Origin of the sequence: Pseudoalteromonas sp. DY56-GL22 (genome assembly GCF_041414715.1) — a bacterium.
In the GTDB taxonomy this organism is placed as follows: domain Bacteria; phylum Pseudomonadota; class Gammaproteobacteria; order Enterobacterales; family Alteromonadaceae; genus Pseudoalteromonas; species Pseudoalteromonas simplex.
Genome location: NZ_JANHZR010000001.1, coordinates 698,207 through 715,579, shown reverse-complemented (window position 1 = coordinate 715,579; position 17,373 = coordinate 698,207). Strand labels below are relative to the sequence as shown.

16 protein-coding genes are annotated in these 17,373 nt (G+C 41.3%); 6 read left to right on the top strand and 10 right to left on the bottom strand.

Annotation, left to right across the window (positions count from 1 at the left end; genetic code table 11):
* Positions 1–228 precede the first annotated feature (228 nt).
* Positions 229–1,134, top strand: a complete 906-nt coding sequence (gene rlmF, locus NO991_RS03040) for a 23S rRNA (adenine(1618)-N(6))-methyltransferase RlmF (protein WP_194441069.1) — start codon at positions 229–231, stop codon at positions 1,132–1,134.
* Positions 1,135–1,144: 10 nt separating this feature from the next.
* Entirely contained in the window at positions 1,145–2,152 is a 1,008-nt protein-coding gene (gene ltaE, locus NO991_RS03035) for a low-specificity L-threonine aldolase (RefSeq protein WP_166340902.1), read from the top strand.
* Here the strand turns inward: ltaE and NO991_RS03030 are convergent.
* The 10 genes from NO991_RS03030 to NO991_RS02985 all read right to left on the bottom strand — a co-directional run bounded on the left by NO991_RS03030 (position 2,135) and on the right by NO991_RS02985 (position 12,159).
* Complete coding sequence (locus NO991_RS03030; protein WP_054552107.1) at positions 2,135–2,719, bottom strand: thymidine kinase; 585 nt, start codon at positions 2,717–2,719, stop codon at positions 2,135–2,137. The genes ltaE and NO991_RS03030 overlap by 18 nt on opposite strands.
* 65 nt (positions 2,720–2,784) lie before the next feature.
* Positions 2,785–3,522, bottom strand: a complete 738-nt coding sequence (locus NO991_RS03025; protein WP_194441067.1) for a hypothetical protein — start codon at positions 3,520–3,522, stop codon at positions 2,785–2,787.
* A 159-nt stretch (positions 3,523–3,681) separates the two neighbouring features.
* Positions 3,682–4,149 (bottom strand): methylated-DNA--[protein]-cysteine S-methyltransferase, encoded by a 468-nt coding sequence (locus tag NO991_RS03020; protein WP_138599979.1) that lies wholly within the window; start codon positions 4,147–4,149, stop codon positions 3,682–3,684.
* 2 nt (positions 4,150–4,151) lie between these two features.
* Positions 4,152–5,501: a DNA-3-methyladenine glycosylase 2 family protein gene (locus NO991_RS03015; protein WP_194441066.1), complete on the bottom strand. Its 1,350-nt coding sequence runs from the start codon at positions 5,499–5,501 to the stop codon at positions 4,152–4,154.
* An 87-nt stretch (positions 5,502–5,588) separates the two neighbouring features.
* A complete protein-coding gene (locus NO991_RS03010) occupies positions 5,589–6,200 on the bottom strand; it encodes a superoxide dismutase (protein ID WP_371351664.1) in 612 nt (203 codons plus the stop codon).
* Between the two features lie 15 nt (positions 6,201–6,215).
* Positions 6,216–6,722: a hypothetical protein gene (locus NO991_RS03005; protein ID WP_138599957.1), complete on the bottom strand. Its 507-nt coding sequence runs from the start codon at positions 6,720–6,722 to the stop codon at positions 6,216–6,218.
* A 122-nt stretch (positions 6,723–6,844) separates the two neighbouring features.
* Positions 6,845–7,330, bottom strand: a complete 486-nt coding sequence (locus tag NO991_RS03000) for a GNAT family N-acetyltransferase (protein WP_062565571.1) — start codon at positions 7,328–7,330, stop codon at positions 6,845–6,847.
* 146 nt (positions 7,331–7,476) lie between these two features.
* The gene (locus tag NO991_RS02995; RefSeq protein ID WP_371351663.1) at positions 7,477–10,587 is read right to left on the bottom strand and encodes an efflux RND transporter permease subunit; all 3,111 of its coding nucleotides are present in this window, start codon (positions 10,585–10,587) and stop codon (positions 7,477–7,479) included.
* Between the two features lie 9 nt (positions 10,588–10,596).
* Positions 10,597–11,724: an efflux RND transporter periplasmic adaptor subunit gene (locus tag NO991_RS02990; protein ID WP_371351662.1), complete on the bottom strand. Its 1,128-nt coding sequence runs from the start codon at positions 11,722–11,724 to the stop codon at positions 10,597–10,599.
* Positions 11,725–11,781: 57 nt separating this feature from the next.
* A complete protein-coding gene (locus tag NO991_RS02985) occupies positions 11,782–12,159 on the bottom strand; it encodes a hypothetical protein (protein WP_054552100.1) in 378 nt (125 codons plus the stop codon).
* Between the two features lie 170 nt (positions 12,160–12,329).
* On the opposite strand from NO991_RS02985, the gene NO991_RS02980 reads away from it, so the two are divergent.
* The 4 genes from NO991_RS02980 (at position 12,330) to NO991_RS02965 (ending at position 17,182) form a co-directional block, all read left to right on the top strand.
* Positions 12,330–13,193 carry a cation diffusion facilitator family transporter gene (locus NO991_RS02980; protein ID WP_294410434.1) on the top strand — a complete coding sequence of 288 codons (864 nt, stop codon included), beginning with the start codon at positions 12,330–12,332 and terminating at the stop codon, positions 13,191–13,193.
* A 64-nt stretch (positions 13,194–13,257) separates the two neighbouring features.
* Positions 13,258–14,328, top strand: coding sequence for a PepSY domain-containing protein (locus NO991_RS02975; protein ID WP_054552233.1), 1,071 nt, complete (start codon positions 13,258–13,260; stop codon positions 14,326–14,328).
* 28 nt (positions 14,329–14,356) lie between these two features.
* A complete protein-coding gene (locus NO991_RS02970; RefSeq protein ID WP_166340894.1) occupies positions 14,357–14,692 on the top strand; it encodes a DUF3703 domain-containing protein in 336 nt (111 codons plus the stop codon).
* A gap of 354 nt (positions 14,693–15,046) precedes the next feature.
* Positions 15,047–17,182, top strand: coding sequence for a TonB-dependent receptor (locus NO991_RS02965; RefSeq protein WP_371351661.1), 2,136 nt, complete (start codon positions 15,047–15,049; stop codon positions 17,180–17,182).
* The last annotated feature ends 191 nt before the right edge of the window (positions 17,183–17,373 follow it).

Sequence of the window (17,373 nt, the reverse complement as noted above, 5' to 3'; positions counted from 1 at the left end):
TAATAATTCCCCAGATTAGTTGTATTCACTGCATTGTGAAAAAACAAACCACCTCAATCATTAAACTACTTATGAGTAGAAAAAGTTAATTGATAAAAAACTAACTTCTCTCTGCAATTGAGCGCTTTGAAATGGACTGTACATAAGAGAAGGCACAAATGATGCCAAAATTTAAAATTTATTTGATACAATCAGCCTTTGATATGGCTAACAGATAGGTTTTCCTTAATGCATCCGCGAAATCGCCACTTAAATGGCTACGACTTTACTTTGCTATGCAAAGATACTCCTGCCCTAACACCTTATATAACGCAAACGCCAGCGGGCACTGATAGCATTGATTTCACCAACCCGTTAGCGGTTAAAACCCTCAACCAAGCGTTATTAAAAAGCCATTATAAAATCGATTTTTGGGATTTACCCGACAACTACCTTTGTCCGCCAGTTCCTGGCAGAGTGGATTACATTCATCATTTGGCTGATTTATTAGCAAGCGATAACCAAGGTCGTATTCCTACGGGTAAGCAAGTAAAAGTGCTTGATGTAGGCACGGGTGCAAATGTGATCTACCCGCTTACGGGTAATCACGAATATGGCTGGCACTTCACAGGCTCAGATATTGATGTATTGTCTGTTAAAATTGCTAAGCAAATTGTGCAATTTAACCGCCTCAAAATAAATGTTAAGCAGCAAAGTAACGCCAATAAAATGTTTACGGGCGTAATATCGAATAAAGATGTCTTTCACCTAACTTTATGCAACCCACCGTTTCATGCCAGCGAGCAACAGGCAAATGCAGGTACTGAACGTAAATGGAAAAACTTAAACAAAACACCACAAAAAGCGCTTAATTTTGGTGGCCGCCAAAATGAGCTTTGGTGTGAAGGCGGTGAACGAGAATTTATCAGTAAAATGTGTATTGAGAGCCAAGAGTTTGCAGAGCAATGTATTTGGTTTACATCACTTGTTTCAAAGTCTGACACTTTACCGCATATAAAAAAGTTACTCAGCACACTTGATGTGAAAGAAGTAAAAGTTATAAAAATGGCACAAGGCCAAAAAAATAGTCGTTTTATTGCTTGGAGCTATTTTGACCAAGCCGACCGCGAAGCCATTCTTAACGAACTAGTATAAGGATAATAAGATGATCGACTTTCGTTCAGACACAGTTACAAAACCAACAGCAGCCATGCGCGCGGTCATGAATGACGCCCCAGTAGGCGACGACGTTTATGGTGACGACCCAAGCGTTAATCAGCTTGAACAATTTGCTGTTGAGCGTCATGGCTTCGAAAGCGCCCTTTATTGTAGCTCAGGCACGCAAGCAAACTTACTAGCATTGATGGCACATTGTGAACGTGGCGACGAATACATTTGTGGTCAACAAGCGCATAACTACAAATTTGAGGGTGGCGGTGCCGCTGTATTAGGTTCTATTCAGCCGCAACCAATTGAAAATAATGCCGATGGCAGCATAGATTTAAACAAAGTTGTGGCTGCAATTAAAGCTGATGACTTTCACTTTGCTAAAACCAAACTACTTAGCTTAGAAAACACCATTGGTGGCAAAGTTCTCCCGCTAAGTTATCTTAAACAAGCCAGAGAGTGTGTTGATAAACATAACCTTGCTCTGCACTTAGACGGTGCCCGCGTGTATAACGCGGCGGTTAAGTTAGGTGTTGATATTACTGAGATCACCCAGTATTTTGATTCTGTATCTATTTGCTTATCAAAAGGACTCGGTGCGCCGGTTGGCTCCCTATTACTAGGTAGCAAAGTACTGATCGATAAAGCTCGCCGCTGGCGTAAAGTACTTGGTGGTGGTATGCGCCAAGCGGGTATGCTTGCAGCCGCTGGTCAGTATGCACTTGAGCATCACGTAACAAGACTTGCTGAAGATCACGATAACGCGGCGTATTTAGCAGAGCAATTAAACACGTTAGCTGCTTTTGATACATCACCTTTTCAAATCGATACCAACATTGTTTACGCAAACGTTGCCGAACATATCGACTTAAAAGCAGTGGCACATGCGCTAAAAGAACAAAATATGTTATTTTCGCCAGGAAAACCACTGCGATTAGTGACCCATTTAGGCGTCACTAAGCAAGATATTGATAGCTTTATCTCAGCATTAGCGGCCGAGATTTAACGCTTCTTTATAATGTTTGCGGCACACTGATACATACCGGTCGTTGCCGCCAATTTCTACCTGATTACCGTCTGCAATCGCATTGCCATGCTCATCGGTACGCAGTACATGATTAGCTTTACGACCACAATGACACACTGTTTTCAACTCAATTAGTTTGTCAGCCCATGCAAGTAAGTATTGTGAGCCACTAAATAACTCACCTCTAAAATCGTTACGTAAGCCATAACACAGCACTGGAATACCAAGCTCATCAACCACATCCGTTAATTGCATTACTTGGTCTTTTGATAAAAACTGACACTCATCAACTAAAATACAATGGCGCTTTTGCTCTGCATTTAAAGATTTGATCAATTCAAATACATCTTTCTCTGCATCAAAAATATGCGCATCAGCCTGTAAGCCAATACGTGAAGACACCTTGCCAACACCTGCTCTATCATCAATAGCCGCTGTTAAAATAACCGGTTCCATACCACGTTCGCGGTAGTTAAATGCAGATTGTAAAAGTGTGGTAGATTTGCCTGCATTCATTGCAGAATAATAAAAGTACAGCTGTGCCATGATGTTGCCCAAATTTTAAAGTCGCAATATGCTACCCTAATCGAACGACAACATCATCCTTTACCTTATTCTTTTGTCCCATAATGGGTGTTTTGTACTGAGCTCGTATTTTGCAACATTCTTGCATAAATCCCTGCCAATTGTTTATTGGCGAGCTGCTCCCAAACTAGGTTTGCATCTAGTTTATGCTTATAAAAAAACTCATTTGAAAAAGCCAAATATGCTATTGAGGTATTGATCGGTGGGAACAGTGGAGCAAGTTTAAATTGGTAGTACTGACTAAGATCGACTTTATTCTTAGAAATCTCACAAATCACAAGTGCTGCATCAGCATTTCCCTGAGCAACTCGTTCAATCGCAGTTTGTAGCGTAAATGTGTGCTCAATAAAAAACGCATCTTCACTTGCAGCATCACCAACAAAATGGCCATTAGCAACAGCTAACGAGAATGCTTTTGATTGAAATACCTCACGTGAATTCCACTTTGAATGAAAACGTCGTTTACCGATTAAACATTGGCTCAAAGATGCGAATGAATATTTATCGAGAGGTTTGCCCTGTTTATTAACAGGGAAAACAGCATAGTCACTTTTAAGCGCGTTAAAACCAGAAATAAATGCATCAACAGTGCCGTGCTTTATTGATGATATACATTCTTGCCAAGGCATTTGTTGGTATTGAAATTGAACTTCATCTATTGCGAGATCTAATTCATTTAGAGTATTAATTTGTGCTTGGCTATTAATAATGGGGATTTCGTTTTTAGCATCGATAAACATCGGCGCTTTATTATGATCCGCCACACAAATTTTAATTAGTAAGGGAGACGCCTCTTTCGCATAACAAGTAAAAGTAAAAAACAACCCTGTACACAAAAATACTCTAGTAAAAAACAACATCACTGTCATAATAAGTTACTAATTTAGTTAAGCTTTAAATAGTGTAGAAGGCAATTTAACTTTTTACAAAATTCCTTCGTGTTTCAGTAACCACTCTTTTCTTTCAAGGCCACCCGCATAGCCTGTGAGTTTACCGTTTGCGCCAATAATCCGATGGCACGGTACAATAATGCTAATCGGGTTTTTACCATTTGCAGCGCCCACTGCACGCACCGCTTTTGGGTTATTAATGGCAAGTGCTATCTCTTGGTAACTTTTAGTTTGTCCAAATTCAACATCCATCAGTGCATGCCATACTTTCCTTTGAAAGTGGGTACCTTGGGTATCGAGTGGAACAGTAAAACGCCTACGCTCACCATTAAAGTACTCATTAAGCTCACTTATACATATTAAAATAGGTGTAAGGGTGTGCTCATCAACAGCCTCTGTTTGCATCGTAACCACTGGGTAGAAGCCAACGTAACTGACACCTTTTGCTGTACTTTGAATGGTAATATCGCCAATGGGGCTTGGCATTATAACTTGTTGCATACTCATAATTGTTGCCATAGTTGAAAAGTTAAATATGAACGAAATGGTGCACAGTGCTCACTGTTAAATTCGCTTATTCCAGCGAGGGCTTTTTTAACCCCTAAGTCGCCCGCTAGTAAAATGTCGGGGTGGCTTTGACCGCGTAGCTTGGCGTAATTAACTGTCCACGGACCAATGCCTTTGAGCTCAAGCCAATTATCAAGCTCTTGATTCTCTGGGTTTTGCTGACAATAAGCACTTAAACGCCGTAGTGCATCTTTGCGTGATTGTGGCATTTTAAAAAAGTCGAGTTCAGAATTGGCAACCCAATCAGGGCTTGGAAAATAGTGGTTAGTACTTTGCTGATTAAATTCATTCACAAGCTGAGTTACGAGATTGTGAGCCGCAGTAACACTCACTTGCTGACCAAGAACCGCACGTATGCCCGCTTCATAGTCTGACCAAATTCCCGGCAAACGCAACCCAACACAAAGCGGCATTGCGCCTTTAAGCTCTGCATCTAAATGCTGTTCAATAGTTTGCGTGTCGGCGTCTAAATCAAGCACACGACGAATGTTATGGATCACTTGCTGTAAATAACGGGTGTTATCTATATCAATCGCCACTTTAAAATGGTTTTTATGCTCAACAAAATGCGCAGTGAATTGCCCTTGGCAATATTTGTCTTTAAAAGTACGACCATAGCTCGTTGCACTCAGCCATTCTAGGCCACTAATTAAACGGCGCTGCAAAAAGTCATGCAGTGCTTGCCAGTTATAAGGCGGCCTAAATGCCAGTGTTAAGGTTAGCGTGGCGCTTGGTTTTTTATCTGACTTGCGTAACTTTGAAGGAGCGATATTTAACTGCTTCAAAAAAGCATCATTAAAACGACGAATACTATTAAAGCCAGAAGCAAATGCGATATCTGCCACCGATAAATCTGTTTCTTGTAATAACTGCTTTGCAAAATTGCATTGGTTAAATAATCGATATTGGGTGATCGACAGTCCAAAGTGTTGGTTAAACAAACGGCGTAAATAACGGCTCGACACCCCTAGCCTGTCTGCTAAAACCTCACAATCGTAGGCCTCACCTTTATCAATCAGTTGTTTTGCGCGTAATGCGGTGGTTTTAGTACCTAGCCAAGCTGGGCTATTCGGTGCGCTATCTGGGCGACAGCGAATGCAGGGTCGAAAACCATCCTGCGCAGCCAAGTGCGCGTATTGGTAATATTCAACGTTCTTTTCTTGTGCTGTTGGTGCGGGGCAAATGGGTCTGCAATAAATGCCAGTACTTTTTACCGCCACAAAAAACACCCCATCAAAGCGTGGGTCGCGGCTTTGCCTTGCTGTTTGCCATTGTTGGCTAGTCATAATTATTCTCGTTACACGCTAATACCGTTAGCTTAACTGAATATTATTTTTTGACTAGCCAGTTTCGGACCTTAACTAATTAAACAGCTATTTAATTGCAGCTAAATATCGGCGCTCAACTTCCGGCCAATTGATCACTTCGTAAAATGCCGCAATATATTCAGGGCGACGATTTTGATACTTCAAGTAATATGCATGCTCCCACACATCTAGCCCTAAAATAGGTATGTGATTTTGTATAAGTGGACTATCTTGATTGAGGCTACTTTCAACAATCAATTGGTTATTTTCATCAACACATAACCACGCCCAGCCACTGCCAAAGCGACTTACCGCTGCATTCGTAAATTGCTCTTTAAATGCGTCAAAGCTGCCAAATGTATCAACAATTGCTGTATTTAATTCACCACTTGGCTGACCACCGCCGTTTGGTGTCATTATTTGCCAAAATAATGAATGATTATGGTGACCACCCACATGCTCTTGTACTGCTTTTTGTAAAGACTCAGGCATTGATGAAATAGTGCGTAGTAATGTTTCAGCATCTTGCTCAGAGTAATGGCTGCCCTCGAGTGCAGCATTCGCTTTATTGATATAGGTTTGATGATGCAAGGTGTGATGTATTTCCATGGTTTTCGCATCAATGTGCGGTTCAAGTGCATCATAGTCATAAGCTAAATCGGGTAATGTAAAAGGCATACTGATTCCTTATCGTTAATGTAATAACTGCGTTTTATGGGGATGGTCAGCTAATAGCTGGTTGATTCGGTTAATGAGTGTCGGAAATGCCGATGCCATGCTGGCAAACTTAACCAGCTCATAATAGGTTTTGTGATGATGGTGCAGCACCAAGATGCGAACCTGCTGCTCTGGGTGATTTAACAGCGCGCTTAATCGTTGATGAGCATGGCATAGCCAGGTGCAGGCTTTATCTGGTTTTTGCATGACTTTAAATGTGTCGGCAAGATTCAAAGTGGCAACAACAAATGCTGCAATACAATGCTCTAACGAGCGAGTTACCGAATGGTTGATTGGAAAATTAGAAAACTGTGCGAGTAGTGTTTCAGCGCAGCTGCTGGCAACCGTGTAATGATCACGCGCAGTAATAAGCTCACCTGATTCAAATGCTAAGTTGCCTTGATAAATTGCACTTTGCCAAGGGGCAAGCGCGTCATCAATGGCGTTCGAGGTTAACGGTGTGTGGCGTGTTGTTTGAGTCATAAAAATCACCTGCACTTATACCAATCATTCTATGTGTATTTAAACTACACATAGAAAAGATCAAATGCAAATGATTTTTATTTATGTTGTTATTTGTTGATTTTAAGCTATAACAACATTACTTATTGATGCGCAAAGTCGATAAGCTCTTGGCCTGTTAGGCGGTAAATAATCCATTCGTTTTGCGGTTTAGCACCAATGCTGTCGTAAAAATCAATGGCTGGTTTATTCCAATCAAGTACCACCCACTCAAAGCGACCACAGTCTTTTTCGAGAGCTTGCTTAGCGAGATATTGCATAATTTGCTTACCAGCACCTTTACCACGGCTATCTGCACTGACGTAAAGATCTTCTAAATACAAACCATTTTTGCCAAGCCATGTAGAGTAATTATAAAAATACACGGCAAAACCAATTGGCGTGTCGCCGTCTAAACAAATAACACTGTGAGCTGTAGCACCTTCACTGAATAACGTTTTTAAAATAGCTTGCTCGTCTGTTTTAACTGCGTCGGGTTCTTTTTCGTAGATAGCAAGTTCGGTAATAAAATGTAGGATTGTTGCAGCATCACTTGCGACTGCCGGACGAATTGTAATTGCGTTACTCACTCTGTATTCCTTTTTTACATCATTATTGTAACGCCCAGTTTATAAGGGCTTTAGCATGGTGTAAACGCCCTTTACAGAAATACACGGCATTAAAAAGGGGCTACTAAAAGTTAGCCCCATATGCTTTATTTACTCATCGACTTATTTTATTCACTCATCGACTTATAAAGTACCGGAAGTACAAATAAAGTTAAAAAGGTAGCACTGACCAAGCCGCCAACAATAACCGTGGCAAGGGGCTTTTGTATTTCGGCGCCTATTCCTGTGCTAAGTAGCATTGGAATTAGCCCAAGCATTGAAGTAAGCGCGGTCATAAGTACGGGTCTTAGCCGTGAAACTGCGCCTTCAAATACTGCTTTATCTTTGCTATCTCCTGCACTAACCCTTTGATTAATGCTTTCGACCATCACCACACCATTCAATACCGCAACACCAAATAGTGTAATAAACCCTACTGAGCTGGGTACAGACAAGTATTGCCCAGAGACATACAATGCAATCACTCCCCCAATCACAGCCAAAGGAACATTGACAAGAATAAGTACCACTTGCGATAGGTTACTAAAGGCAAAATACAGCAATAACGCAATGAGTAATAAGGCTACTGGCACTACTATCATCAGCCGCTGCTGTGCCCGTTGCTGGTTTTCGAACTGCCCACCAATGGCTACACTGTAACCACTTGGTAGCTGTATTTTATCGGCTATGGCAGCGCGTATATCGGCAACTACAGAGCCCATATCTCGCCCCTGCACATTCGCTTGAATAACCACCCGCCTTTGAACATCATCGCGACGAACTTGTGGAGCGCCAGACTCTATTTGTACATCGGCCACATCCCCCACCCTAACAATGGCACCCGCTGGGGTTCGCAGTCGAAGATCAGCAATCACATTCGGGTTTTGCCGAAAGCTTTTTGCTATACGCACATAAATATCATAGCGCTCATTGGCATTAATGATTTGCCCTGCAGATTGCCCGCCAATACCGTGCTGAACTACATCCATCAAATCAGACACCGATAAACCAAAGCGCGACAATGCCAAACGGTTAGGTTTGACTATCAGCTGCGCTTCACCGCCTATTTGCTCCATAGCAACATCTTTTGCACCAGATATTTGCTGAACTAGCTGCTCAATTTGTTGGCCTTTTTTAGTTAAAACGCCTAGGTCACTGCCGAATAATTTAATGGCCAATTGCGCTTTAACACCGGATAAAAGCTCATCGACTCGGGTTGCTATGGGCTGCGAAAAGTTAAACAAAAGCCCTGGGAACTGCTCAAGCTTGGCTTCCATTAGTTGCTGTAATTCGACCCGCGTTTTCGCGTTTACCCATTGCTCATGAGGTGTTAAGCCTAAATAGATTTCAATGTTATTAACCGGTTCAGGATCGCCCCCTACTTCTGCCCGACCGATCCGGCTCAGCGCATATTCCACCTCACTAAATTCAAGCAACATGGCTTCAAGCTTTGGTGCAACTAAGATTGCCGTTTCGAGACTTGCAGATGGAGCAAGTGTCACACGAAGGTTAATAGTGCCTTCTTCAAGCTCTGGCACAAATTCAGTACCCAACCTTGGAAGCATAACGGCCGCTACAATTAGTAATAACCCTGCTATCGCTAAAACGCTGCGTTTAGCCTGCAATGCTTTTTGTAAAGCCCGTTGATAAAGCATATCGATAGGTTTTAACAGAATACTTTGCTTTACTGTCACGCCCTTGGCAAATAAGTACACACACAGAGCTGGCACCACCACCAAGGCAACGATCACAGCACTAATAATCGCAAGCATAATACTTACAGCCATTGGCTGAAATAACTTCGCCTCAACGCCTTCAAAGCTAAACAGCGGTAAAAATACCGTTAGTATGATCAAAGAGGCAAAAAAGATAGGCCGTGCGACTTCTTTTGCAGCAATAGCCACCAGCTGCGAAGAAGGCTTATGTTGATTATGTTTAAGCCCTAAGTGCCTAAATACATTCTCAACCATCACAACAGAGCCATCTACCAGCATACCGATTGCAACAGCAATCCCACCTAACGACATTAAGTTTGCCGACAAGCCAAGCCATGCCATTACACTCAGTGCTAAGCCAATCGAGATAGGGATCGACAACAACACCAAAAATGTTGCCCTTAAATCCAACAAAAATAGCGCTAATACAATGATAATAAATACAAAAGCTAAAAGCAGTGCGTCAATAACCGTTTGTACCGCTTGGCTTATAAGCTCTGCTTGGTCGTAAATGGCTTTAAATTCAACCCCTTTTGGCAGTGCTTGATTTATCATCTCGATACGCGCGTTAATGCCATCAATCGTTTGCTTGGTATTAGCGCCCATTCTTTTCAGCACGATACCAGTCACTACTTCACCACGATTGACTATTTCGCCTTGTTCATTGCGTTTAGATAAGGTGACAGCGCCTTGGCGAATTTCACTACCAAGCTCAACATTCGCAACATCAGCCACTTGAACAACCGTCCCATCAATGGTTTTGATAGGTGTTTGTGCAATCTCAGCAAGCCCTTTTTCGCCTGGGGTAAACCAACCTGTACCACGAATAACAAGCTGCTCTTGACCACGGTTCATATACCAGCCACCCACATTACTGTTGTTAGCATCTAGTGCGTTACTAACATCTTGCTGTGTTAAGTCATAAGCAAGGAGCTTATTGGGGTTTATGTTCACTTGATACTGCTTTACCTCACCGCCAAATGACAGAATATCGGTCACACCATCAATAGGTAATATAAGTAATTTAACCACCCAATCATTCAAACTACGCAATGCCATGCTATCTATGTTGGCATCTGGCTTTGCTTCAAGTAAATACTGATAGACTTGTCCAAGTCCTGATGTATTAGGGCCCATGGTTGGCATACCCACACCATCTGGGATCAATTCTTTAGCAGACTGCAAACGTTCAAAAACCAGTTGCCTAGCAAAGTAAATATCGACACCTTCTTTAAACACCACAGTGACGCCCGATAACCCTGTTTTAGAAATAGAGCGTACCTGCTCTACATCGGGCAGCGCATACATAACCGCTTCTATCGGGTATGTGATCAGCTGCTCAACTTCTTCAGCCGCAAGCCCTGGCGCTTCGGTATTCACTGCAACTTGCACATTCGTCACATCAGGAAAGGCGTCTAAATTAAGTTTTGGGATCATAAATGCACTCACTGCAATCGCTGCAAGCAAGGCCAATACAACCAGTAAACGGTTCTTTATCACCGCCTCTATTAATAAATTAAACATATATCACCTCTAGTGGTTATGCGGATCAAATCCGCCTTTAGCTAGCTGTGATGCAATAAAAAAAGCACCTTGGGTGACAACTTCAAGCCCGGCTTTGATACCTAACACTTCGCGATAATCACCAAAACGTCTGCCAAGGGTTACTTCATGGGCAGCAAAGCCACCATCGTCATCAACGACAAATAACTGCCAGTCACCATCTGCACTGCGTGTTAATGCGTTTTCAGGTACGGCAAGTACCTCTTGGTCTGTTTCAAAATGAAAATACACATCCGCAAACATGCCTGGGTGCAAACTATGCTGGGTGTTTTTTACCTCGAGCCTAACAGTTCGTGAACGTGTTTGTTCATCAATGGTATGTGCTTCTTGAATAACCCTTGCTTGATAGCGATTGCCGTTAACTTCTAACAGCGCCGTAGAGCCATTACTGATAGTACGGTCTTGATTAGCTGAAAGCTGAGCAGCAACCCAAAGCGCAGATTCATCGGCTATTAGCATCAGCTCAATCCCCGAATCTACTCGCTGACCTTGGGCAAAGTTATCGGTTAAAACAGCCCCAGATGTTTGTGCAAACAAGGTGTATTCACCGAGTTTTTCTGGGCTTATGGTGAGTGTTTGTACAATAGCTTGTTTTGATAAACCAAAGGCAACTAATCTGCTATAAGCCACTTCATACTCGGCTTTGGCAGTTAAGATTTGTTTTTCGCTGACTGTGCCTGCGGTCATTTTAGTAACGCGTTGCCACTCGGCTTCTGCTAATCTAAATTCTGTTTGCTGGCTAGCCACTTCGCCACTAAATAAAGTGACTAAAGAGTCTCCTTTATTTACATGTTGCCCTAATAAGGCATGGCGTTTTACAACGATAGAATCAACACGTGGTGACACCACATAACTGGCGTAGCCATTGGCTTTAATTTCGCCCGGTGCATACAAGGTTTGCTTGTGTTTTTTCAGTACAAGGCGTTCTACTTTGATATTAGCGAGTTGCTGTTGCTGCTCAGTTAAACTGACTTCATTAGCATGCTCAGCTTGCTCATTTTCTTGGTGGTTATGCGCTTGTTCTGTCGCATAAATATTTGTCACAGTCATATAGCATACGCACAGCAATGCATAACGCATAAAATTTCTTAAATACATAGAGTGTCTCTTACTTAAAATGGGCTAAGCCCAAAAAATCTAAAAAAGGGTTTTTGATTAAGTAAGAGCTAAAATAGGTGGGCGATGTAGCGGTGCTAAGTCAGCCGATTTGAAATTGAAATCAAGTGATTCAATTTTAGCGAAATAAACATCAGTAGGTTCAGACAATTGCAGCGAATCGACAAACGCAGGGCTGTGACAAACATGACAATGGCCTTTCTCGGCTGAGTCAGACAACTGTTTGCTAAGCTCGGCATGCTCTGATTGATGTAACTGGTGATCGCCATTGGCTGCGCAATGGGCTTCAAGGTCAATTTCTTCTGATAACAGTACCGAGGTGTGATTAAACGCAGCATTATGATCGGCCACATCAAAGCTATCCAGCAGTGGCTGGAGCAATAATACGCTAATCAAAATAATAAATGCAGCTTTCACATTGAGCCTAAAAATTAGAACTAAAAATTGGTACAACGGCGCTAAATTAACAAATCCACCGGCATTTGAACAGTAAATTATAATCTGTACACGAACAATGCATTACAAACATTTCAATACCACGGCACGCATGGTATAAAAATAAAGCAAATCAATAACTCGGTATTTTTATGGGACACGGACACCACCACCATCATCACGATACAAATAACCAAAGCACCCGCCAACTCATGCTGGCAGTTGCAATCAATGTGTTATTAACTGTCGCTCAGGTGATTGGCGGCCTTGTTTCTGGCAGTTTATCGTTAATTGCTGATGCACTGCATAATTTAAGTGATGCCTCGTCGTTATTCATTGCCTTAATCGCCCGAAAAATTGGTGCCAAACCTGCCAATGATCGTTATCAATACGGTTATAAACGCGCTGAAATTTTAGCAACCTTATTTAATAGTTTAAGTTTAATTGTGATTGGTGGTTACCTAATTATTGAAGCGATCTCCAACTATTTAAATCCTGAGCCCATTGATGGCTGGATCATCATCTGGGTTGCAGGGTTTGCACTGGTTGTTGATCTTGTCACCGCTCTTTTAACTTACAAAGCAGGTGCTAAAGACAGCATGAATATTCGTGCTGCGTTTATACATAATGTGTCTGATGCATTAGCTTCAGTGGTGGTGATCATAGCAGGTACCTTAATTATTCTTTATCAATGGTATATTGTTGATTTAATTGCCACTATGCTGATTTCTTTGTATGTCATTTACCATGGTGTTTTGCTGTTAATAGCGAGCAGTAAAATATTGATGCAGGCAGCCCCTGATAATTTTGCTTTAACAGCAGCTATTACTGAGCTCAAAACCCAATTTGCAATTACTAATATTGATTATCTCAAAACGTGGCAAATAGACGATCATCACGTTCATTGCGAGCTAAAGTTTAGTGCCAAGCACAACATCAATAACGATGAAATACGTCACTTTTTGCATGATAACTTTGCAATTGAAAGCTGCACCATTGAACAAGTTTTAGTGTAAATGTTACGCGTTATCATTTACTATTCAGTTTTGTATTAACAGCAAACTGAAGGAACAAACCTTGTTGAAGTTGTGGTTACGTCGTACGCATTTATTGCTTGCCTTAGTAAGCGGTTTATTTTTGATTTGTTTAAGTTTGACCGGTGCGTTGCTTATTTACGCAAAAGACATTCAATACCTTACTCAAAGCGATAAATGGACTGTAACACCAGCGGCTTCAGCACTTGATTTTGATAGCCTCATAAAACATGTTTCAGCTTCAACTAAACAACCGGTTACCCTGTTAATGCCTGAGCAGCGCAGTGATCTTGCCTGGCAATTACAGTTAGCTAATAACCGCTATGTCAGTGTTAACCCATACAATGGTCAAGTTCTACATGAGTACGATTACTACAGCACGATTTATGGTTTTACCATGGCTTTGCACCGCTGGTTGCTTTATGAAGATGCCGATAAGAACCGCCCGCTAAGAAATTGGGTTTCGGTATGTGCTCTAATACTCATTTTTGAGATTCTGCTCGGTTTTTATATTTGGGTTAAGCCAAAAAATCGTATTAAACGTTTGGCTATTAAGCGTAAAGCAAAATTCAGAGTGTTAATGTATCAGCTACATACCGTTCTGGGTGTGTATTTTTTAATTCCACTCATTTTAATTGCTTACACAGGTATGGCGTTTAACTGGAAGCCACAAACCAAAGCCGTATTAGAATTTGTGATGCAAGGTACAGTTGAAGATAGACCAAAACCACCAGCCGTTATTCCCCCTTTAGATGCTACGCCATTTCAAGTGCAAAAAGCGTTTGATAACGCACAAACTGTATTTCCTGAGGGTAAGTTGTTTAGAATTTATTTACCGAAAAAACCAACTGATAACATAGGTTTTAGAATAGAGAACCCGGGTGAAAGCCATGCTTATAGTTGGGTATGGGCGAACCCATATTCAGCAGATATTGTTGCAAGCTATGATGCCAGCCAAAGCTCATGGACCACGCAAACATGGAATTTTAAATATAAGTTTCATATTGGTGATTTTGCAGGCTCTATCGTGCAATTACTGTGGTTACTATTTGCTTTATCACCGTTGTTTTTCACGATTTCAGGTGTTTACTTTTGGTACAAACGGCATTACAAATAAACAACCATTACTAAACATACCATTCGCCATGAATAATGAGCTCAAAAATGCCTTTAACACCGAAATGATATTGGCTAAAACGAGTTATAAGAAAGCAGATTACACAACCGCTTTTTATCACTTAGAGCGGGCTCATATTCTCGGTCAAAGCTATATTATTCCGCACACTTACTCACATTGGTGGATGTGTAAAATTGGTTTTAAAACCCATAATACCAAGGAAATAATTGGTCAGTTTGTTCGTATGGCTGCTTCAATTGTATTTTCGCGTATTTGGGTACCACTCGGTAACACTGGCGGCACTAATGTTAGCCCTTTCAAACCAATGCCTATACCTGACGACTTAAAACGCTTTTTAAGCTAGCGCCAGCTAATACCAACCCGCAATAATACTTAATCATTTTGAGGGATTAAACCTGTCGCTAACTGCGTTAAAAATTTCTCATTTAGAACAACTAAATAACGAAATTTTTGCCTTGTTATCAACGAGGTTTTATTGCCTCAAAATAGACTACTTAATTAAGCGGATTAGTATAAAAACACAGCTACAGTCCTGCTAAACCTAATAGCTATTTGCTAAATAACTAATTTAAAAAAGTAGGTACAAAACAATACAGCTAATTATTGCAAACAATTATCATTAGCCTTGCCTTTACACTTCTTTACATTTAGACTGCCGCACAATCACATAATAAATACTGATTTAACAAGGACAAGCATGTTAAAAACCTCACTTACTCTGGTCGCTCTTGCAATTAGCGGCCAATCATTTGCTGATGATGCCATCAATAAAAAACTTACCGCAGAAGAAATGGAACACGTTGTTGTATCGGGCAGCCGTGTATTTGAAAGCATTGATGAAGTACCCGCTTCTGTCACGATTATTAGCCAAAAGCAAATTGAAGAGCATTTAAAAGTTAATCCAGAACTACAAAGCTTACTTGCGCAAATGGTACCTGGTCTTGCACCTGATACAGGTAGTTCGAGTAATACAGGTCAGAGTTTACGTGGCCGTGCACCACTTGTGATGATTGATGGTGTGCCACAATCTACACCACTCAGAAACGGTTCGTTAGGGGTCAAAACACTCGACCCAAGTGCCATTGCACGTATTGAAGTGATCAAAGGGGCTACCTCTGTTTATGGTAATGGTGCATCGGGCGGTATTATTAACTACATCACAAAACAAGCAACAAGTGATGGTCAGCCTGAAGGTGAAATTAGCCTATCTTCACGCTTTAGTGCAGTAAAACTTGAAGAAAGCGCTGGTGCCCGTGTCTCTGCAGCGATTAACGGCAGAGCTGATAAAGTTAGCTACTTATTTACCGCAAGTTACGAAGAAAATGGTGTTCAACGTGATGCAGAAGGCGATATTCTTGGCTTACAGTATGGTTTATCTGATGCAGTAACCGAAAACTACTTCACTAAACTAGGTTATGATTTTGACGATGAGAAGCAACTGCAATTTAGCTATAACTACTTTAGCTCTCAACAAAAAACCGATTTAGGTGACGTAGTTGGTAACCTAAACGATGGCGAAAAAACCTATGCCATTCATGTACCTAAAGAGCTGCAAAAGAAAGGTAAACCACAAGGCCCAGATGGTAACGAAAACATTACCTTAAAATACACAGACTATGCCCTGTTTACTAATACCCAAATGACGCTCGATCTTTACATGCAAGACATCGAGAACGTGTTTTTCTTTTCTACCAACCTAGCTAACCCAGACGAAGGCTACGAAGGCGGCCAATCAATTATTCGCTCTGAAAAGAAAGGGGCGCGCGCTACCTTTAATACCCTTGTTGATTTTGACAATGTTGAAGCTACCTTCATTTATGGCCTAGATGCACTGAATGATGTGACGTCTCAGCCACTTGTAGATGGCCGTGTTTGGGTACCAGAAATGGATATGGAAAGCCTTGCTGGCTTTTTACAAACAAAATGGGTTATCAATAATGATTTAGTTATTAAAGCGGGTGTGCGCCAAGAGAGCATTGATTTAACCGTTGATGACTATGAAACCTTAAAGCTTTGCCGCTCAGAAACACAGTGCTCAGTGCCGCTTAGTGTAAAGGGTGACACCATAGATTATGATGCAATCACTTATAATGTAGGTGTGAAATACAATTTACTTGAGGCCTTCAGCCCGTTTGCCAATTATTCACAAGGCTCTGATATCTCAGATATTGGCCGCCTATTACGTGCAGCAACGGTAAATGATATTGGCTTAATTCAAACAGAAGCATCAATCATCGATAACTATGAAATTGGTTTTACCTCACAGTTTGATGACTTACGTTTTGAATTTGCAGCCTATCGCAGTACATCAGAGTTTGGCACCACAAACAGCTTTAATGAAGTAACCGGTGTGTATGAGCCAGTACGTGCACCGCAAGAGATTTGGGGCTACGAAACACTGGTTGATTATAAAATTAATCCAACTCTAAAACTGGTTGCAACTTACAGCTATGTTGAAGGTAAAAACACCGAAGACGACATTTACTTAGGTTCGCGCCAAATAAGCCCACCAAAAGGCACTGCTAACTTAAACTGGCAGCCTAATGATGAATTATCACTGACGGTGAGTTATTTATATGTGGGTTCACGCAAACGCTTTGAACCAAATGCAGACGGCGACTATGTTGGCGACCAAGGGCCAATTAGCAGCTACAACCTATTTAACCTAAGCGGCCGTTATAACTTTAGCGATAACTGGCAAGCGTTTATGGGTGTAGAAAATCTATTTAACAATGATTACTACCCTGCCCGTGCCCAGTCATACACCTACGGTGGCTATAACATTAAAGGTTTAGGTACCACTGTGACACTTGGTGCAACCTATAGTTTCTAAATTAAACTTTGTTTAGAACAACAAGCCCTTCTTAGTAAGGGCTTTTTTCATTTAAAAATAGAAACGATAAACTGTTCATTTATCAACCATTAACGCAAACTTAAACGAGAATCACAATCAATAGTAAACAACTGATTTACAAAGGAAAAAGTTTGCAATCTTGTTTTTATATACTACAATTACCGCAACTT